The following is a 19,521-nucleotide window of genomic DNA, read 5'->3' as shown; positions in this document are numbered from 1 at the left end:
GGCCGCGGGGCGCCCCGGCCGCTGGGGCCGAACTCCGTTCCGTGGAGGGGGCGGGGCTGTGAGGGAAAGCGCTAGCGCCCGAGCCGGCGGCGCAGGGCCCGCGCCAGCGGCTCGACCGCCTCGTGCGTGGCCCGCGTGCGCTTGCGCTCCACGAGGAAGCCGATGATCCCCACGGCGTAGATCGCGTAGAGCACCAGGAAGGCCAGCCTGAAGCCCTCCAGGGAGTACAGCGCGGCGCTGCCGCCGGACGCGCTACGGGCCAGGTCGAGGCACACGCCGATGGCCCAGATGGCGAAGAGGCCGCCCGTGAAGGAGCCGACGTTGGCAAGCCCCGTCGCTGCCCCGGCGAGGTGGGGCGGGTTCTCGGTGCGCGTGTAGTCGAACGCCACCATGGAGGTGGGGCCGCCGGCCGCGACACAGAGCGCGAGCACCACGAGCAGCCACACGGGCGCCGGGCCGGGCCAGAGCAGCACCGCGGTCCACGCCACGAGGGCCGCCCCGACCACGAGCATCACGAGGTTGCTGCGGCGGACGGGGAAGCGCGCCACGGCCGCACCCACGATGGGGCCGAACACGATCGCCACGACCACGAAGAGGGACATGATCAGCGAGGCCGTCTCGGGCGGCACGCCCTGCGCCGACACGAGGAAGGGATAACCCCAGGAGAGCAGAAAGACGTTGACCCCGAAGGCGCAGATCCAGTGCGTCCAGAAACCCAAGCGCGTGCCTGGATGCGCCCAGGCCTCGCGGATGGAGCGCCAGAAGGGCAGCGGCGCCGCCGAGCGTTCGGCCGCCGCACCCGGGCGGTTGCGCACGGCGAGGAAGGCCACGAGACACGCCACGAGCGAGAGCGAGGCCAGCGCCAGGAAGGCGCGCGTCCAGCCCGTCAGGCCCAGCAGCGCGGCAAAGGGCACGAGGGAGACGAGCTGGCCCACCTGCCCCACCGAGGCCGTGAGCTGGGACATGATCGGGTTCAGCCGTGGCGGGAACCAGGCCGGGAGCAGGCGCATGGCGGAAACGAACGTCATGGCGTCGCCGGCGCCCACGAGCACGCGCCCCAGGAAGCCGATGCCCACATCGTGGGAGAACGCCAGGACCAATTGCCCCACGGTCATGAGCGCCGCGCCGCAGCCGATCATGACGCGCGAGCCCCAGCGGTCAACGAGCGCCCCGACCGGGATCTGCAGGCCCGCATAGACCACGAGCTGCACCACGGAGAAGGTCGCGAGGATCGAGGCGCCGGCGCTGTAGCGCTCGGTCGCCTCGAGGCCGGCCACCCCGAAGCTCGTGCGTTGGGTGACGGAAACGAGGTAGGCAAACACGGCAGCGCCCCAGACCAACCAGGCCTGGGGCGTCGCCTTCGTGGGAACGCTCATGCGCGGGGGCCGTCGACTCCGTCCGGGTTCGGGGACGCGGGACCTGGGTCCCCTGGGTGTTCGCGCTGCTCCGGGCCCTGCTCGGGCTCGGTCTCCACCGGGCCGGCCAGCTCGCCGGCGCTGGGACCAGCCTCGCGCAGCTCGCTCGGGTCCAGCGTGACGGTGCGCAGGTAACGCTCGGCCGCGGCGGCGAGCTCGTCGCCGTCTGGCATGTGCTGCCCCTCCGCCACGAGCGCCGAGGCGGCCCCGAGCGCCGGGGACTCGACGTCGTAGCGCAGCTCGAGCCCGGCGACGAGGCGCTGAGCGTCCGGGTTGTCCTCGATCTGGGCCGCGATGCGGGCGTCGACCTCGCGGCCGGCCTCGCGCAGCTCCTCCGTCGGCACGGCCAGCCCGGCCTGTGCCGCGACGGCCTCCAGCCCTGCCACGGCGGCCGGCGGGTACTCGGACTCGGCGATGTAGTGGGGCACGGGAATCGTCATGCCGACGACCTCGCGCCCGCCCTGCACCAGGCGGGTCTCCAGGAGATGGGCGAAGGAGGCGGGCAACTCGAACGGGCCCACCCGCTCGCCGCTCTTCTCGCCGTGGCGGCGAATCGCGACGGGTCGGGTGTGCGGGACCGGCAGCGGAACCGCGTGGACCACGGTCACGGGACCCGCCCCCACGTCGTCGAGCAGGCCGCCCAAGGCGGCGGCGACGCGTTCCCAGCCGAAGGCGGGCTCCGCGCCGGAGAAGTAGAGGGCCTCGTTGCCGAGCTCGTCCTTCAGGACGTCGACGGCCAGCCGCGGCGGCGCGTAGTCGGAGAAGCCGCCGTCGGCGTAGGTGATGCGAGGGCGCGTGGCACGATGATCCACGAGCAGATCGGCGTCGAATTCGGCCAGCGGTGTGCTCTCCAGCCCGGCCTCGAGGCTGCGGCGCATGGAGGCGAGCGTGGATCCGGCGTCGAACACGCCGTCCACCACGGCCACGACGGGCAGGCCCTTGCCCACCACGGCGCGCTTGGTCGCCCCGTACACGTCCATCACATCCTCGGCACGCACGTTCGCTTGCACTCCCTTTCGCGTCTGCGGCGCGGGGCGTCAGCTTGCGACGACCCCACTCCTGCCCAACAGCGTAGTGCCGCCGCTTGTTCCCGGCACCGCGCGCGTCCCCGGGGCGCCGGTTCCCAGCGCACGACGGCGGGCGGGGCCACCCGCGCACCGGCGCGGGCGGGTGCCGGGTCGCGTGGGCACAGACCCCCGGGTCGGTGCTTGGCCCCCCAAGGTTTAGGCTGGGATCGGGTAGCCATGTCCTCGACGCAGCCACCAGCGCGTCGCGTGGCCCCGAAGCCGGAAGGATGATGTTGGTGCATAACACTGACGAAGTGACCCTGTCCGTAGTGGCCAAGGGCCAGCGCCGCCTGGGCGCGGACGTCGCCGTCGTTGCCGCGGCGAGCCTGGATGAGGGCGTCGTCCTGCTGGACTCCCCCTTCGATGCCGCCCGCACCACTGAGCTCGAGGCCCTGCTGCCGCGCCTCGGCTTCACGGGCTCCGCCGGCGCCACGCTGCGCACCGCCGGCCAGGACGATGACGCCGCCGCCGTGCTGCTCTTCGTTGGCCTCGGCGAGGTCAAGGAGTCGGCGAGCACCGAGCAGCTGCGCCGCGCCGCCGGCGTCGCGACCCGCGCGCTGGCCGGCCTCGAGAAGGCCGTGCTCCTGCTTCCCGCCTCCACGCTCGAGGACTTCTCGGCCGTCGCCGAGGGCGCCTCGCTCGGTGCCTACAGCTTCACGTCGCTGAAGTCGGCGCCCAAGCCGAACGCCGCGCCGCTGCGCGAGGCCGTCATCGCGACGGACCTGAAGGCCGACAAGGACCTCAAGGCCGCCCTGACCCGCGCCGCCGTCGTCGCCCGCCACACCAAGCGCGTGCGCGACCTCGTCGACACCCCGGCCAATGTGCTCTACCCGGAGTCCTTCACCGAGTACGCACGCCAGGCCTCCAAGTCCCTCGACATCAAGCTCACCGTCTGGGACGAGAAGAAGCTGGCCGCGGAGGACATGGGCGGCATCCTCGGCGTGGGCCGCGGTTCCGTGCGCCCGCCGCGCCTCGTCAAGGTCGACTACTCCCCCGCCCGCGCCAAGGGCCACGTGGCCTTCGTGGGCAAGGGCATCACCTTCGACACCGGCGGCATCTCCCTGAAGCCGGCCGCCGGCATGGAGGAGATGAAGTCGGACATGGCCGGCGCCGCCACGGTTCTGCATGCCGCCCTCGCGGCCGCCGAGCTCAAGCTCCCCGTGCACGTGACCGCCTGGCTCTGCCTGGCCGAAAACATGCCGGGCGGCGACGCCACCCGCCCCGGTGATGTGCTGACGATGCACAACGGCAAGACCGTCGAGGTCACCAACACCGACGCCGAGGGCCGCCTGGTCATGGCCGACGGCCTGTCCAAGGCCTCCGAAGAGGCGCCGGACCTGCTCTTCGATGTCGCCACGCTGACCGGCGCCCAGATCGTGGCCCTCGGCCACCGCACCGCCGGGCTCATGGGCGACGAGGAGGCCACCTCGGCCGTGCTCGCCGCCGCCGAGGCCTCGGGCGAGCCCTTCTGGGCCATGCCCTTCCCCGAGGACATCCGCCCGGACCTGGACTCCGCCACGGCCGATCTGCGCAACTCCGGCAACCGCGACGGCGGCATGCTCAAGGCCGGCGTCTTCCTGCGCGAATTCGTCGGCGCCGAGGGTGTCGAGACCCCCAAGTGGGGCCACCTGGACATCGCCGGCCCGGCCTTCAACACCGGTGCGCCGTGGGGCCACACCCCCAAGGAGGGCACGGGCTTTGCCCTGCGCACCCTTGTCAACGTCGCCGAGGCCCTGCCCGGCCGCGACTGATGCCACGGGCTCACGTCGGTGTGATGCACAGCACACCGACGTGAGCCTGCCGACGCGTGGTGGCACCCCGCCGCGCGCACCGACTACCATCACCAGAAGATAGTCATCCCCGCCGCGCGCGTGCTACACGTGTGTCCACGCACGCGACATCCCCGCAGGCCGCGACCGCAGCCTGCGTCAGACGCATCGAAGCATCGAGAAGTAGGGAGCGTTTCGTGGCCGACTCGGCAGCAACGCAAGAATTCGACGTCCTCGTCCTCGGCGGCGGCAGCGCTGGCTACTCAGCCGCGATCCGCGCCACGGAGCTGGGCATGACCGTGGGCCTCGTGGAGCGCGCCAAGCTGGGCGGCACCTGCCTGCATACGGGTTGCATCCCCACCAAGGCGTACCTGCACTCGGCCGAGCTGGCCGACAACGCCCGCGAGAGCGCCAAGTACGGCGTGAACACCACGCTCGAGTCCATCAACCTGGGCACCGTGCGCGATCACAAGAACTCCATCGTCGCCGGCAAGCACAAGGGCCTGACGGGCCTGCTGAAGATGAAGAAGGTCAACGTCATCGAGGGCCAGGGTCAGCTGACCGGCCCGAACACCATCACGGTGGACGGCGTGGCCTACACCGGCAAGAACATCATTCTTGCCACGGGCTCCACCTCGAAGACGATGGGCCTGGACATCTCCGGCCGCGTCATCACCTCCACCGAGGCCCTCGAGATGAGCGAGCTGCCCTCCTCCGCCATCGTCCTCGGCGGCGGCGTGATCGGCGTCGAGTTCGCCTCCATGTGGAACTCCTTCGGCGTCGACGTCACCATCGTTGAGGGCCTGCCCTCCCTCGTCCCGAACGAGGACCCGGCGATCATCAAGGTGCTCGAGCGCGAGTTCAAGAAGAAGGGCATCAAGTTCAAGACCGGTGTCTTCTTCGAGAAGGTCGAGCAGGACGCCAACCAGGCGACCGTCTCCCTGGCCGATGGCACCTCCATCTCCGCCGACATCGTGCTCGTCGCCGTGGGCCGCGGTCCCGTCACCGAGGGCTTCGGCTTCGCCGAGCAGGGCATCACCCTCGACCGCGGCTTCGTCATCACCAACGAGCGCCTGCACACGGGAGTCGGCAACATCTACGCGATCGGCGACATCGTCCCCGGCGTGCAACTGGCCCACCGCGGCTACCAGCAGGGCATCTTTGTCGCCGAGGAGATCGCCGGCCTGAACCCGGTCATCGTCGAGGACGTCAACATCCCCAAGGTGACCTTCTGCGAGCCCGAGATCATGTCCGTTGGCTACTCCCAGCCCAAGGCCGAGGAGAAGTTCGGCAAGGACAACATCGAGACCGTCGAGTACAACCTGGCCGGCAACGGCAAGTCCTCGATCCTCGGCACCTCCGGCCTGGTCAAGATGATCCGCGTCAAGAACGGCCCGATCGTCGGCGTCACCGGCATCGGCGGCCGCTTTGGCGAGCAGGTCGGCGAGGCCCAGCTCATCGTGAACTGGGAGGCCTTCCCGGAGGACGTGGCCACGCTCATCCACGCCCACCCGACGCAGAACGAGTCCCTCGGCGAGGCAGCGCTTGCGCTGGCCGGTAAGCCGCTGCACGGCTGACGCCGTCTTCGATCGGGGCGGTCACCTCGCGCGGCCCGCACGCCGCCGGCCGCCCCGATCGCCCAAGAACTACACACGCATCGCACTACGCCCCAGTACCGGCCGCACGGGCCGCGGGGCAGACAAGAGGAGAACGGGGACATCATGTCTGAAACCGTCAATCTTCCGGCCCTCGGTGAGTCCGTCACCGAAGGCACCGTGACCCGTTGGCTCAAGCAGGTGGGCGAGCACGTCGAGGTCGACGAGCCGCTGGTGGAAGTCTCCACCGACAAGGTCGACACCGAGATCCCCTCGCCCGTCGCCGGCATCATCGAGGAGATCCTCGTGGCCGAGGACGAGACTGCCGAGGTCGGCGCCCCGCTGGTGCGCATCGGTTCCGGTGACGGCGCCGCCGCTCCGGCCGCCGAGGCTCCCGTTGCCGAGGCCCCCGCCGCGCCCGCCCCGGTGGCCGAGGAGGCCCCGGTCGCCGAGGCTCCCGCCGCCGCTGCCGCTCCGGCCGCCGCCGCCGAGGACATCGAGGTGAAGCTGCCCGAGCTGGGCGAGTCCGTCACCGAGGGCACCGTCACTCGCTGGCTCAAGGAGGTCGGCGAGGACGTCGAGCTCGACGAGCCGCTGCTCGAGGTCTCCACCGACAAGGTCGACACCGAGATCCCGTCCCCCGTGGCCGGCAAGCTGCTCGAGATCCGCGCCTCCGAGGACGAGACCGTTGAGGTCGGCGCCGTGCTGGCCGTCATCGGTTCCGGTGCCGCCGCTGCGGCCGCCCCGGCCCCGGCCCCGGCTGCCGCTCCGGCCCCGGCCGCCGCTCCGGCCCCGGCCGCCGCTCCGGCCCCGGCCGCCGCTCCGGCCCCGGCTGCCGCCCCCGCTCCGGTGGCCGCTCCGGCTCCGGCGGCTGCTCCGGCTCCCGCCGCCGCCCCCGCGCCGGTTGCCGCCCCGGCCCCGGCCGCCCCGGCCGCCGAGGCCAACGGCTACGTGACCCCGCTGGTGCGCAAGCTCGCCAACGACAACGGCATCGACCTGAACTCCGTGTCCGGCACGGGCGTGGGTGGCCGCATCCGCAAGCAGGACGTGCAGGCCGCGATCGACGCCGCCAAGGCTGCTCCGGCTCCGGCCGCTGCCGCCCCGGCCGCCGCCAAGCCCGCCGCCGCCCCGTCGGCCGAGGCAGCCAAGCTGCGCGGCACCACGGTCAAGGCCCCGCGCATCCGCCAGGTCATCGCCCAGCGCATGCGCGAGTCCCTGGACGTCTCCACCCAGCTGACGCAGGTGCAGGAGGTGGACATGACCGCCATCGTCAAGCTGCGCAAGGCCGCCAAGTCCTCCTTCGCCGCCAACAACGGCGTCAACCTGACCTACCTGCCCTTCATCGCGCAGGCGGTCACCGAGGGCCTCAAGCAGTTCCCGGCCTTCAACGCCTCCTACGACGAGGCCAAGCAGGAGATCACCTACCACGACGCCGAGCACATCGGCTTCGCGGTGGACACCGAGAAGGGTCTGCTGGTTCCGGTCGTCTCCAACGCCGGCAACCTCAACCTGGCCGGCATGTCCAAGGCCATCGCCGACGTGGCCGATCGTGCCCGCACGAACAAGCTGGGCCCGGCCGAGCTCTCCGGCTCGACCTTCTCGATCACCAACATCGGTTCGGTGGGCGCGCTCTTCGACACGCCGATCATCAACCAGCCGAACGTTGGCATCCTGGGCACCGGCATCATCCAGAAGCGCCCCGTGGTCATCACGGGCGCCGACGGCGACGATGTCATCGCCATCCGCCACATGATGTACCTGTCGCTGACCTACGATCACCGACTGGTGGACGGCGCCAACGCCGGCCGCTTCCTGCAGGCCATCAAGGCCCGCCTGGAGGGCGCCGACTTCGCCGCCGAGCTGGGTCTCTGACCGCAGCAGCATCACCGCCGAGGGGCCGTGCATCCGCCAGGGTGCACGGCCCCTCGGGCTTTTTTCGACACGGCGTCGAAAAGAGCTCTAGAATGGGAGCCATGGATTTCCTGCGCTACGCCCTCATCTTCCTGCACATCCTCGGTGCCGCCGCGATCTTCGGCGGTTGGCTCGCCAACTTCAAGAAGCCGACCGTCACCCAGTGGCAGTTCATCGGCGCCATCGCCCAGGTCGTCACCGGCCTGGCCCTCGTCGGCATCGCCGAGGCGGGCGACCACCCGGTCAACCACATCAAGATCGCCGTCAAGGTCGTCATCGCGCTGGTCATCCTGGTCGCCGCGATCATCGGCTACCGCAAGGCCTCCAAGGGTGAAGCGGTCTCCACGGGCCTGGCCCACGCCGTGGGCGGCATGGCGCTCATCGACATCGCCGTCGCCACGCTCTGGCACTGAGCCACACCGATCTGCCCGAGGGGCCAGGACCACGCACGGTCCCGGCCCCTCGGCCGTTTCGGGGCCCCTCCGGCCGGCGCCCTACTCGCGTTGGACCGCGAGAATCCGCCAGCCCTCATCCCCGTGCCGCAGGGTCCAGCGCAGCGGCGTGCTGCTCCCGGGAATCAGCGCCGTGGGCGCGTTCCCGGGTCCCGTGACGCGATACGAGGCCTGGACGGCCACGGCACGCACCACCACGTCCCCGCCGTTGTCGGCCCCCACCGCCTGCACCGCCTCGAGCCGCGATCCCATGCCCTCGAAGCGTTGCCCGGCCTCCAGGAGGGCGGTGATCGTGGCCCGGTCCGCGGACAGGGCCGGACTCTGTTGCACGTAGACCGCCGAGAGGGCCGCCTCGTCGCGATCGCGCAGGGCCGCCGTCCGTGCCCGGTCCAGGGCGGGTAGCGCTCCCACCGCGGCGGCGTTGCGCTCGGCGGCGGAGACCTGGGAGAGCGACGCGGCCGGTTCCTGGGGCGGCGCGGGCCAGGCTCGCCAGGCGAGCACGGCCCCGGCCGTGAGGAGCAGTCCCAGCGCCGGCGCGTACAGCCACCGGCTCGGGGCACGCCAGGCAGAGACCCCGGCCCGACGACGCCTGCTTCCCCTGCTCAGGCGGGCCGCCACGGACGCGCGGCGCGCGGCGAGCGCGGCCCGCCACCCGGTGGGCGGCGGCGCTTGCGTGAGCATGTGGGGCGAGCCGGCGGCCGTGACGGCTGCGGAGGCGTCCAGGGGGCGGGGCCGCTCCCCCGCGAGCAGCTCGCCCGCGAGTTCCCTGGCCGGCGGCCGCACCCGCGGATCGGCGTCCACGCAATCCTCGATGAGCCGGGCCGTGGCCAGGCTCAGCTCGCGGCACAGCATGATGAGCGGCGTGCGGTGGCTGGCCGGCCCGGGCAGCTCCCCCGTCAGCACCCACCACGCCACGGCGCCCCACGCGTACACGTCCCCCGCCGTGCCCGGTGCCTCCCCCTCCGGCGCGAAGCCGAGGGTCGAGGCGGGCCCGGGCGCCTGCGCCGGCAGCCGGATGGACCCCGGGTCGATGAGCACGGGCGAGGAGTCGGCCCTGAACATGATGTTCTGCGGCGCCACGTCTCCGTGACTCACGCCCGCGGCGTGCAGGTGGGCCAGGGCCCGCGCGAGGGGAACGAGCAGCGTGACCGCCTCCCCGACGGGCAGGGCGCCCCTGGCCTCCATGAGCCCCTCGAGCGTTCCGCCGGGGACCAGCTCCATCACCATCCCCGCGTCGTCGGCGGTGGGCCCGAATAGCGCCACGAGGTGCGGATGGTCCCAGGCCTCGGGGAGCGTCAGCCGCCCCTCGCGCACGAGCCGGCCGCCGCCGTCGTCGTGCCCCTCCCCGGCCCCCTCGGGGCCCTCCTGGCGCCAGACCCTGGCCTGCCCGCCAACACCCACGAGCACCCGGCGTGAGCCGGCATGGGCCGGCGAGGCCACGGCCAATGCCCGCGCCTCGGGTTGCGTCAACGTTGCCGCCGTTGCGTCGGCCCCGGCGGGGTCGGGCGGCGCCCCTCGCGGCGCCGCCGCCGCGCCGCGGGGGCGCGCCGGCCCCGTGATTCCCGGCGAGTCGGCGCAATGGCGCCCCTGCCGATGGGTGGAGCTGATGCGGGTGTCAGGCGAGTGTTCCATGACAACAGTGTGTTGCAACGAGCCTGCCCCGCGTTCGGCTTATCCACAGGGATCCGGGCGTCCGGCGTCCGCGGAGGCCCCCGCGGAGGGATTAGCTTCGCGTCATGGCTACCCACGTCACCCCCGCCTTGTTGGAACCCGGCTACGCGCCGGAGCCCGTCCCGTACCTGGAGGCTTGGGCACTCCAGCGACGCCTCCACGATGGCCTCGTCGGGGACGCCGGCGACCCCGGCTACCTCATCGCCCTCGAGCACGCCTCGGTGTACACGGCCGGGCGGCGCACGCAGCCCTCCGATCACCCCACCGACGGGACGCCCGTGATCGCCGTGGACCGCGGCGGGCTGCTGACCTGGCACGGCCCGGGGCAGCTCGTGGTGTATCCCATCGTCCGCTTGCGGGATCCGGGGGCGGTCAAGGACTACGTGGATCGCCTCGAGCAGGCGCTCATCGACACCCTCGCCGGGCTCGGCATCGAGGCCACGCGCGTGGACGGCCGGGCCGGCGTGTGGATCCGTCGCGCCGGCCAGCCCGACGCCAAGATCGCCGCCATCGGCATCCACATCGAGGACGGGGTCACGATGCACGGCCTGGCCCTCAATGTGAACTGCGCGCTCGACGCCTACGAGGCCATCGTGCCCTGCGGCATCACCGACGCCGGCGTCACCACCGTGGCAGAGCAGCTCGGCCACGACCTCACCCCCGCACAGGTGGCTCCGGCGCTGATCGCTCGCCTCGGCGAGCTGCTGGCCCCGGCCCTCGCCATCGAGGCCCGCCAGGTGGTGTCGGCATGAGCGGCTGCGGCGTGAACCCCCAGACCGAGGGCGCGGGGCCCGCGCCCGAGGGCCGCAAGCTCCTGCGCGTCGAGGCCCGCAACGCGGCGGTGCAGGTGGAGCGCAAGCCGTCCTGGATCCGCGCGCACGTGGAGATCGGCCCCGAATACGTGGGCCTGAAAACCCTCGTCAAGGACAAGGGCCTGCACACGGTGTGCGAGGAGGCGGGCTGCCCCAACATCTTCGAGTGCTGGGAGGACCGGGAGGCGACCTTCCTCATCGGCGGCTCGCAGTGCACGCGCCGCTGCGACTTCTGCCAGATCGACACGGGCAAGCCGAGCACGCTCGACCGCCTCGAGCCCGAGAAGGTGGCCCGCTCCATCCAGGAGATGGGCCTGCGCTACGCGACCGTGACGGGCGTGGCGCGCGACGACCTCGACGACGAGGGCACGTGGCTCTACGCCGAGACGGTCCGCCGCATCCACGCCGTTAACCCCGGCACGGGCGTTGAGCTGCTCATCCCCGACTTCACGGGCCGCCCCGAGCTGCTCGACGTCATCACGGAGTCCCGTCCCGAGGTCTACGCCCACAACGTGGAGACGGTGCCGCGCCTCTTCAAGCGCATCCGGCCCGCCTTCCGCTACGAGCGCTCCCTCGCCACGATCGGGCACGGCAAGCAGGCCGGGCTCATCACCAAGTCGAACCTCATCCTCGGCATGGGCGAGACGCGCGAGGAGGTCTCCGAGGCCCTGCGGGATCTGCACGCCGCCGGCACGGACATCATCACGCTGACCCAATACCTGCGCCCCACGCAGCGCCACCTCCCGGTGGATCGCTGGGTGCGGCCGGAGGAATTCGTGGAGCTCTCGCAGGAGGCGGAGGAGATCGGCTTCCTCGGCGTCATGGCGGGGCCGCTCGTGCGCTCCTCCTACCGCGCCGGTCGGCTCTGGGCCCGCGCCATGCGCGCGAGCGGCCAGGAACTGCCGGCGGCGCTGGCCCACATCGCCGACGAGGGAAGCGCCCGCCAGGAGGCCCTCTCCCTGCTCTGAGCGAAAGCCGTCACGGGTTCGACGCCGGGGCCCCACGAGCGCCCCGGCTCCGGTAGACTCGTGCCGCTATGGCCAAGAAACTCGACGCAACCGCCCAGGAGCAGATCGCCCGACTGCGTGCTCAGCAGAAGGAAGAGAAGCAGGCGGCCAAGATCGCCAAGAAGGAACGCAAGAAGAACGGCGGCGGTGACGGCCGGTGGGCCCAGATCGGCCAGGTCTTCAAGATGACCCGCGAGGAGGAGCCGGCCCTTCCGTGGATCATGCTGGCGATCTTCCTCGGTGCCGGTGCCGTGGGCGCTGGCCTAGGCCTGCTGCTCGGCGGCTGGGTCCTGTGGATGATCCTCGGCCTGGTGGTCGGCTTCTTCCTGGCCACCCTGTACATGAACCGCCGCGCCGAGGGCGTCGCGTTCGCCCGCATGGCCGGTCGCCCCGGTGCCGCCGGCGCCGCCCTGTCCACGCTGGGCCGCGGCTGGATCGTCAAGGACGAGCCCATCGCGATCTCCCCGCGCACACAGGACCTCGTCTACATGGCCATCGGTCGCCAGGGCGTCGTCCTCGTCACCGAGGGCCCCACGACCCGCGTGCGTTCGCTCGTCGAGGGCGCCAAGCGCGACATCACGCGCGCCGTGAAGAACGTGCCGGTCACCATCATCAACTCCGGTCAGCACGAGGACCAGGTGGAGCTCGCCAAGGTCCGCAAGACCGCCAAGGGCATCAAGAAGTCCATCACGCGCCAGGAGGTGGCCGCGGTGGACAAGCGCCTGAGCACCCTGCGCCTGAACCAGCCGCCGATCCCCAAGGGCATCGACCCCACGCGCCTGCGCCCTAACCGCAAGGCCATGCGCGGGCGCTGATCCGCACGCTTGGCCACAGACCACTCGGTGGGCCGCCTCCCTGTTCGGGGAGGCGGCCCACCGTCGTTGTCGGGGGTCCTTCACCGCCCGACGGCGCGGGGCCCGGCCCCAGCGAGGCGCGCCGCCCGCGCGGGGCGGGCACCCGCCGTCGGGCATCACAAAAGGCCGTGGGCAGCCGGTGCTGGGCGGCCCACGGCCTTCACGCGGTGAGGACTAGCGGATGCGCACCAGGATGGTGCCGCGGGCGCGGTCGTGCAGGCCGCGGGTGTCGGCGTCCTGGATGAACGGCGGGACCACGAGCAGCACCAGCAGGGTGCGGATCAGGCCGTCGAGCGGGCGGGCGGCGGTGCCGTTGAGCTTCTGGACCTGCATGCCCAACAGGCGGTGGCCGATGCTGTGGCCGAACAGGCACACGCCCAGCAGCGTCATGGCGGCGAAGAGGCTCAGGGTGACCCACTCGTTGCCGCCCCAGAAGACCAGGGAGATCACGTAGGCGAGGGCCCAGTCGATGAGGATCGCCACGATGCGGCGGCCCCAGCGGGCGATGGATCCGGGGCCGGCCTGCGGGCGGCCCATCCGCTGCCCCGGGTACGCCTGCGTGTTCAGCTGCGGCGGGCCGGAGATCCACGAACCGAGATCGGCCCGGGTGATGCGCTCTGGATCCTTCTCAGTCATGCCCCCCATTCTAGGTGAGCGGGACAGTTTCCCCATTTCGGGCCGGCCGCGCCAGTGTTACACGTCGGAAACACCCGAGACACCCCCAAGTCACCGCAACTTCGTAGAGTTGGAACCGCAAACGGGATTCCAAGCCCGGACAGCCACTCTCTCGACACAGGAGCCACTCGTGTTCACCAGCCCCGAGGAAGTCCTCGCGTTCATCAAGGACGAGGACGTCAAGTTCGTCGACATTCGCTTCACCGATCTGCCGGGCGTGCAGCAGCACTTCAACGTGCCGGCCAAGTCCGTCGACGCCGACTTCTTCGTGAACGGCCAGCTCTTCGATGGTTCCTCCATCCGCGGTTTCCAGGGCATCGCCGAGTCCGACATGCAGCTGATCCCGGACGTGAAGACGGCCTTCCTGGATCCGTTCCGCCAGGAGAAGACCCTGGCCATGAACTTCTCGATCGTGAACCCCCGCACGGGCGATCCCTACCACCGCGATCCCCGCGGCGTGGCCGAGCGTGCCGAGGCCTACCTGGCCTCCACCGGCATCGCCGATACCGCGTTCTTCGCCCCCGAGGCCGAGTTCTTCATCTTCGATGACGTGCGCTACAACACGGACTCGCACAACTCCTTCTTCACCGTCGACTCGATCGAGGCCCCGTGGAACACGGGCCGCGTCGAGGAGGGTGGCAACCAGGGCTACAAGACCCCCATCAAGGGCGGCTACTTCCCGGTGGCCCCGTTCGACAAGCAGGCCGACCTGCGCGACGAGATCTGCCTGCAGCTGGACGCCGCCGGCCTCGAGGTCGAGCGTTCCCACCACGAGGTGGGCGCCGCCGGCCAGGCCGAGATCAACTACAAGTTCAACACGCTGACCCACGCGGCCGACGACCTGCTGAAGTTCAAGTACATCGTCAAGAACGTGGCAAACGAGTGGGGCAAGTCCGCCACCTTCATGCCCAAGCCGCTGCACGATGACAACGGTTCCGGCATGCACTGCCACCAGTCGCTGTGGAACGGCGGCGAGCCGCTCTTCTACGACGAGAAGGGCTACGCCAACCTCTCCGACACCGCGCGCTGGTACATCGGCGGCCTGCTCAAGCACGCCTCCGCCGTCCTGGCCTTCACCAACCCCACGGTGAACTCCTACAAGCGCCTCGTGAAGGGCTTCGAGGCCCCGGTCAACATGGTGTACTCGCAGGGCAACCGCTCCGCCGGCATCCGCATCCCGATCACGGGCTCCAACCCCAAGGCCAAGCGCCTCGAGTTCCGTGCCCCCGACGCGTCCTCGAACCCGTACCTCGCCTTCGCCGCCCAGCTCATGGCCGGCATCGACGGCATCCGCAACCGCATCGAGCCCGCGGAGCCGATCGACAAGGACCTCTACGAGCTGCCCGCCGAGGAGGCCAAGGACATCCAGAAGGCCCCGGGCTCCCTGGCCGAGGCCCTCGAGGCCCTGCGCGAGGACCACGAGTTCCTGCTCGCCGGCGACGTCTTCACCGAGGACCTGATCCAGACCTGGATCGACTACAAGTACGACAACGAGGTCACCCCGCTCTCCGCGCGCGTGTCCCCGCTCGAGTTCCAGCTGTACTACGGCGTCTGATCCTCAGTCCGCCAGACAGCACGACGGCGCTCCTCCCCTTTTGTGGGAGGGGCGCCGTTTGGCGTGGCTAGGGCGTGGGTTCAGGAGCGCGGAGGCGTCGGGTCCTCCGGCTCAGCTTCGTCTTCCTCGTCGCCTCTTCCGAACCACCCGAAGGCGAACACCGCGCCGATGACGATGAAGGGCAGGGCGACCGCCCAGTTCCTGCTGCCGGCGCCCACGCCGAAGCCGATCACCGCGAAGCCCAGGCCGAGGGCGAGGGACGTTGAGGAAGATTTGCTCATGCCCTCCAGCCCATCATCAGAACCGCCGCGCTCGCGTCGCCCGCAGGGATGACTCGCGCGGTAGGTACTCTCCGTGCCCCGGGCAGAGTCTTACCGCCGCAGGGCCGCGAGCGTAGCGCGGGCCTTGAGCTGGGCCTCGGCCCACTCGGCCGCCGGCACGGAGTCGGCCGTGATGCCGCCGCCCACGCCGATCATGGCGCGCTCCGGCGTGATGACGGCGCAGCGGATGCTCATGGCGAGGTCGAGGCCGCCGCCGGAGCCGATCCAGCCGAACGCGCCCGAGTACACCCCGCGGCCGCCCGGCTCCAGCGAAGCAGCGATCTGTGCCGCACGGCGCTTCGGAGCCCCCGTCATGGACGTGCCCGGCGCAAGCGAGGCGAGCACCTCGAGGACGCTCACGCCGCGGCGCAGGCGCCCGCGGACCTCGGAGACGAGCTGGTACACCGCCGGGTAGCTCTCCACCTCGCGGAAGCGCGGCACGGCCACCGAGCCCGGCTCGCACACGCGCGAGAGGTCGTTGCGCGCCACGTCCACGACCATGAGGTTCTCGGCCAACTCCTTGGGATCCGCCGCGAGCTCTTCGGCGAGCCGGGCGTCCTCCTCACGCGTCGCGCCGCGGGGCCGCGTGCCCTTGATCGGGACGGTAGTCGCGGTGCCGTCGCCGTCCACGCGCAGGAAGAGCTCGGGCGAAGCGGCGACGAGGCACAGCTCGCCAATGCGGATCAGGCCCAGGTGGTGCGTGGGGTGCGCCGCGCGCAGCGCGAGGAACGTCTCGAGCCCGTCGAACGCGCCGGGCACATCGACGGCGGTGGTCAGGCAGACCACGTAGGCGTCGCCGTCGGCGATGCGCGCGAGGATCTCCCGCACCGCGCGGGCGTAGCTCTCGCCGTCGCCGCGCCACACGGGCGCCAGGGGCGCCCGCGACGCCTCGGCAGGGTCCGAGGGCCCGACGCCGCCCGCTCGCCCCGTGGGGGCGGCCTCCAGGGCCGCGCGCAGCAGGGCCTCGGCGGCGGCACGCTGGGAGGCGAGCTCCGCCGCCCGGCCCGGGCGGGCGTCGTCGTGCCTGGCCGAGGCCGTTCCGCCGGGTGCGACCTCCTGGACCCAGCGGGCCTCCCCCGCCTCGAAGCGGAGGGCGCCGCGCACGCGGAGGAAGGACGTGGCCGGCTCGTTCACCGCGCCGAGGCCCAAGCGGCCCAGCATCCAGGCGAAGTCAATGAAGCCCACCCAGCCGAGGCCGGGCTCGGAGGCGGCGGTGCCGGCGGGCAGGGCGGCCATGGCGGCCTCCCACTCCCCCACGCTCACGCGCTCCCCCGTGCCGACGACGGAGACCCCGGCGGAGGCGTCCTCGAACCAGGCCTGGTCGGCGCCGGCCTCCCAGAGCGCGCGGGCGTAGAGCGCCGGGGCATCCGGCGGGGGCAGGGGGTTCACGACGCGTCCGGATAGAAGAAGGCCTCGAACGCGGCCCGGGCGTGGCGCGCGGTGCGCATCCAGTCCTCCTCGAGCGCCGCGGCCCGGTCCTTGCCGTAGCCCGTCCACTGGGCCACGGCCCGCAGCTCCTGGCGGTTGGTGGGCAGCGAATCGGAGGCGCGGCCGGTGCAGGCCACCACCGCGGAGCGGGCGTCGGTGGCGAGCAGCCAGGCGTCCTCGAGGGCGCGTGCCGCCTCGGGGGCCAGCAGGCCAGCGTCGGTGGCCGCTCGCAGGGCGTCGAGCGTGCCGGTCACGCGCAGGGCCGGGACCTCGGCCGCGTGGCGCAGCTGGAGCGTCTGGGCCACCCACTCGACGTCGGAGAGCCCGCCCGGGCCAAGCTTGAGGTGGCGCTTCGGGTCGGCGCCGCGCGGGAGCCGTTCCCCCTCGACGCGCGCCTTCATGCGGCGGATCTCCATGGTCTGGGCCTCGCTCAGCCCGCGCTCGTAGCGCACCGGATCGATGGCCTCGACGAAGGCCTCGGCGAGGGAGTCATCGCCGGCCAGCGGGCGCGCGCGCAGTAGCGCCTGGCGCTCCCACGTCACGGCCCAGCGCTCGTAGTACTCGCGGTAGGAATCCAGGGTGCGCACGAGCGCTCCCTGGCGGCCCTCCGGACGCAGATCGGCGTCCAGCTGCAGCCGGCGCTCGGCCTGCACCGCCGGGGTGAGCGGGCGCTGCAGGAGCGCGCCGACGGCGTGGGCCAGGCGCAGGGCCTGCGCGGCGGCCTCCTCCTCGGGGGCACCCTCCAGCGGCCGGTGCACGTAGAGCACATCGGCGTCGGAGCCGTAGCCGATCTCGCGGCCGCCCTGGCGCCCCATGGCCACCACGAGCAGGCGGGTCAGCTCGCCGTTCTCCGCGTATTCCTGCTGCTCGGCCACCCGGAGCGCACCGAGGATCGTGGCGCGGTCGACGTCGGCGAGGGCGTGGCCCACGCCCTCGGCCCCGAGCAGGTCAGCGCCGTCGGCCAGCGCGATGCGCAGCTGCTCGCGGCGGCGCAGCAGGCGCACGAGGCGCATGCCCGCCTCGGGATCGCTCGCGTGGCGGTCCAGCTTCGAGGAGATCTCGTTCCAGAGCTTCTTGACGCTGCGCGGCACCAGCTCGGCGTCGTCGCCGAGCCACGCCGTGGCCTCTGGCGAGACCTCGAGCAGGTCCGTGGCCATGCGGGAGGTGCCGAGGATGCGGCACAGGCGCTCGGCGCCGGCCGGCGAATCGCGCAGCATCGCCAGGAACCAGTGCGTGGTGCCGAGCGATTCGGAGAGCCGGCGGAAGCCAAGCAGCGCGGCGTCCGCGTCGACACCCTCGGCCATCCAGCCGAGCAGCACCGGCAGGAGTTGGCGCTGCAGGGTCGCCGAGCGGCTCACGCCGGCGGTGAGCGCCTCGATGTGCGCCATGGCCTGGCGGGGGTCCGCGTAGCCGAGCGCCGCGAGGCGGGCCTGCGCCGCCTCGGGGCTCAGGCGCACCTCGTCATCGCCGAGCCGCGCCGCGGTGGAGAGCAGGGGGCGGAAGAAGAGCTTCTGGTGCAGGCCGCGCACGCGACGCTTGGTTCCCTGCCAGAGCTTCAGGACGTCGTCGGCGCTCGTGAGGTCCTTGGCGCCGACCTCGACCACGCCGCGGGCGAGGACGCGCAGCTGCGCGCCGGCCGTGGGCATGAGGTGGGTGCGGCGCATGTGCTTGAGCTGGATGCGGTGTTCAAGCAGGCGCAGCTGGCGGTAGTCGCGGCCGAAGTCCTTGGCGTCCTCGCGCGAGATATAGGCCGATTTGGAGAGGGCCTTGAGCGCAGGAAGGGTTCCGCGCACGTGCAGGGTGTCGTCGATGCGTCCGTGGACCAGCTGGAGCAGCTGGACCGTGAACTCGACGTCGCGCAGGCCGCCGGGGCCCAGCTTGATCTGCCGGTCCACCTCGGCCGCTGGGATGTTGTCGGTGACGCGCTGGCGCATGTGCTGCACCGACTCCACGAAGCCGGGGCGCTGCGAGGAGGACCAGATGAAGGGAGCCGCCTCGGCCTCGTAGGCCTCGCCGAGCGCCCGGTCGCCCGCGATGGTGCGGGCCTTGAGCAGGGCCTGGAACTCCCAGTCGTGGGCCCAGCGCTTCCAGTAGCTCACGTGGGATTCGAGGGTGCGCGAGAGCGCGCCGTCCTTGCCCTCGGGGCGCAGGTTGGCGTCCAGCTCCCACAGGGCGGGTTCGACGCCGGGCGAGGAGACGGCCTTGGTGGTCGCCTTGATGAGCTGGGCGGCGAGCGTCGACGCGGCGGCCTCGGTCGCCTCGTCGGTGCCCTCGCGCGTCGAGTGGACGTAGATGACGTCGACGTCGGAGATGTAGTTGAGCTCGCGGGCGCCGCACTTGCCCATGCCGATGACCGCGAGGCGCACGGCGTCCAGGTCAAGGCCCGGGTGGGCGGCCGCCACCTCGGCGCGCGCGATCGCGAGCGCGCCCTCCACCGCCGCGGCGGCGAGGTCGGCAAGCTCCACGGCCACCCAGCCCACGGCGGCCGTGGGGTCGGCCGCGCACACGTCGCGCGTCGCGAGGTCGACGAGCGCTGCGCGGTAGGCCACGCGCAGCGCCGCGGCACCGTCCGTCCCCACGAGGCTCGCCACGGGGGTGTCGGCGGCCGGATCGGCGCCGACCGCCACGAGCAGCTCCGAGCGAAGGTGCTCCGCGTCGGCGGCGATGAACTCCAGCTCGCGCGTCAGCGCCAGCAGACCCAGGTGCTCCGGATGCCGGGCGAGGAAGTCGCCGAGCGCCTCGGAGGCGCCCAGGAGGCGGAACAGCGGGTGGTGGGCCATGACGTCGTCGGCCAGTTCCACCACGCGGGGCTCGCGCTCGGCGATGCGCAGCAGCCCCATGAGCGCCTGGTCGGGGTCGGCAGCGAGCGCCAGGCCCTTGACGAGGCGTTCGGGGTCGGCGCCCTCAAACTCGCGCGAGCCGAGCAGCCGCTCGGCCCGCTCGACGTCGAGCAGGCCGGCGGCGATGAGCTGGCGCCTCGAGAGAGCCAC

General features: G+C 72.1%; 15 protein-coding genes. 8 read left to right on the top strand and 7 right to left on the bottom strand.

All coding sequences use genetic code 11. The features are described 5' to 3' along the window. Positions 1–71: 71 nt before the first annotated feature. Positions 72–1,376, bottom strand: coding sequence for an MFS transporter (locus DWB68_RS04210; protein ID WP_119423897.1), 1,305 nt, complete (start codon positions 1,374–1,376; stop codon positions 72–74). Beyond that, positions 1,373–2,413: a PAC2 family protein gene (locus tag DWB68_RS04205; RefSeq protein ID WP_147391571.1), complete on the bottom strand. Its 1,041-nt coding sequence runs from the start codon at positions 2,411–2,413 to the stop codon at positions 1,373–1,375. Before DWB68_RS04205 ends, DWB68_RS04210 begins: the two co-directional genes overlap by 4 nt. 299 nt (positions 2,414–2,712) lie before the next feature. Here DWB68_RS04205 and DWB68_RS04200 point away from each other — a divergent pair, with 299 nt between their 5' ends. From DWB68_RS04200 to DWB68_RS04185, 4 genes are all read left to right on the top strand, one after another. Next, positions 2,713–4,233, top strand: coding sequence for a leucyl aminopeptidase (locus DWB68_RS04200; RefSeq protein WP_407645649.1), 1,521 nt, complete (start codon positions 2,713–2,715; stop codon positions 4,231–4,233). A gap of 215 nt (positions 4,234–4,448) precedes the next feature. Next, entirely contained in the window at positions 4,449–5,828 is a 1,380-nt protein-coding gene (lpdA, locus tag DWB68_RS04195) for a dihydrolipoyl dehydrogenase (RefSeq protein WP_119423895.1), read from the top strand. 144 nt (positions 5,829–5,972) lie between these two features. Next, positions 5,973–7,718, top strand: a complete 1,746-nt coding sequence (gene sucB / locus DWB68_RS04190) for a 2-oxoglutarate dehydrogenase, E2 component, dihydrolipoamide succinyltransferase (protein WP_119423894.1) — start codon at positions 5,973–5,975, stop codon at positions 7,716–7,718. Positions 7,719–7,819: 101 nt separating this feature from the next. After that, positions 7,820–8,170, top strand: coding sequence for a hypothetical protein (locus DWB68_RS04185; RefSeq protein ID WP_119423893.1), 351 nt, complete (start codon positions 7,820–7,822; stop codon positions 8,168–8,170). Positions 8,171–8,251: 81 nt separating this feature from the next. Here DWB68_RS04185 and DWB68_RS04180 read toward each other — a convergent pair whose 3' ends face one another. After that, positions 8,252–9,679: a serine/threonine protein kinase gene (locus DWB68_RS04180; protein WP_158588201.1), complete on the bottom strand. Its 1,428-nt coding sequence runs from the start codon at positions 9,677–9,679 to the stop codon at positions 8,252–8,254. Between the two features lie 266 nt (positions 9,680–9,945). On the opposite strand from DWB68_RS04180, the gene lipB reads away from it, so the two are divergent. From lipB to DWB68_RS04165, 3 genes are all read left to right on the top strand, one after another. After that, positions 9,946–10,632, top strand: a complete 687-nt coding sequence (gene lipB, locus DWB68_RS04175) for a lipoyl(octanoyl) transferase LipB (RefSeq protein WP_119423891.1) — start codon at positions 9,946–9,948, stop codon at positions 10,630–10,632. Continuing rightward, positions 10,629–11,660, top strand: a complete 1,032-nt coding sequence (gene lipA, locus DWB68_RS04170) for a lipoyl synthase (RefSeq protein ID WP_119423890.1) — start codon at positions 10,629–10,631, stop codon at positions 11,658–11,660. Before lipB ends, lipA begins: the two co-directional genes overlap by 4 nt. 68 nt (positions 11,661–11,728) lie before the next feature. After that, the gene (locus DWB68_RS04165) at positions 11,729–12,514 is read left to right on the top strand and encodes a DUF4191 family protein (RefSeq protein ID WP_119423889.1); all 786 of its coding nucleotides are present in this window, start codon (positions 11,729–11,731) and stop codon (positions 12,512–12,514) included. Positions 12,515–12,727: 213 nt separating this feature from the next. Here the strand turns inward: DWB68_RS04165 and DWB68_RS04160 are convergent, their stop codons facing one another. Next, on the bottom strand, positions 12,728–13,189 hold the full coding sequence (locus tag DWB68_RS04160) for an RDD family protein (protein WP_119423888.1): 462 nt from the start codon (positions 13,187–13,189) through the stop codon (positions 12,728–12,730). A 169-nt stretch (positions 13,190–13,358) separates the two neighbouring features. Here DWB68_RS04160 and glnA point away from each other — a divergent pair, with 169 nt between their 5' ends. Then, positions 13,359–14,783, top strand: coding sequence for a type I glutamate--ammonia ligase (gene glnA, locus DWB68_RS04155; protein ID WP_119423887.1), 1,425 nt, complete (start codon positions 13,359–13,361; stop codon positions 14,781–14,783). A gap of 80 nt (positions 14,784–14,863) precedes the next feature. Here the strand turns inward: glnA and DWB68_RS04150 are convergent, their stop codons facing one another. The 3 genes from DWB68_RS04150 to DWB68_RS04140 form a co-directional block, all read right to left on the bottom strand. Beyond that, the gene (locus tag DWB68_RS04150) at positions 14,864–15,064 is read right to left on the bottom strand and encodes a hypothetical protein (protein ID WP_119423886.1); all 201 of its coding nucleotides are present in this window, start codon (positions 15,062–15,064) and stop codon (positions 14,864–14,866) included. 90 nt (positions 15,065–15,154) lie between these two features. Beyond that, positions 15,155–16,492 carry an anthranilate synthase component I family protein gene (locus DWB68_RS04145; protein WP_119423885.1) on the bottom strand — a complete coding sequence of 446 codons (1,338 nt, stop codon included), beginning with the start codon at positions 16,490–16,492 and terminating at the stop codon, positions 15,155–15,157. Then, entirely contained in the window at positions 16,489–19,521 is a 3,033-nt protein-coding gene (locus DWB68_RS04140; RefSeq protein WP_119423884.1) for a bifunctional [glutamine synthetase] adenylyltransferase/[glutamine synthetase]-adenylyl-L-tyrosine phosphorylase, read from the bottom strand. Before DWB68_RS04140 ends, DWB68_RS04145 begins: the two co-directional genes overlap by 4 nt.

It is taken from the genome of Galactobacter valiniphilus, from assembly GCF_003575975.1.
Classification (GTDB): Bacteria; Actinomycetota; Actinomycetes; order Actinomycetales; family Micrococcaceae; genus Galactobacter; species Galactobacter valiniphilus.
This window is presented reverse-complemented; position numbering and strand designations above follow the sequence as displayed.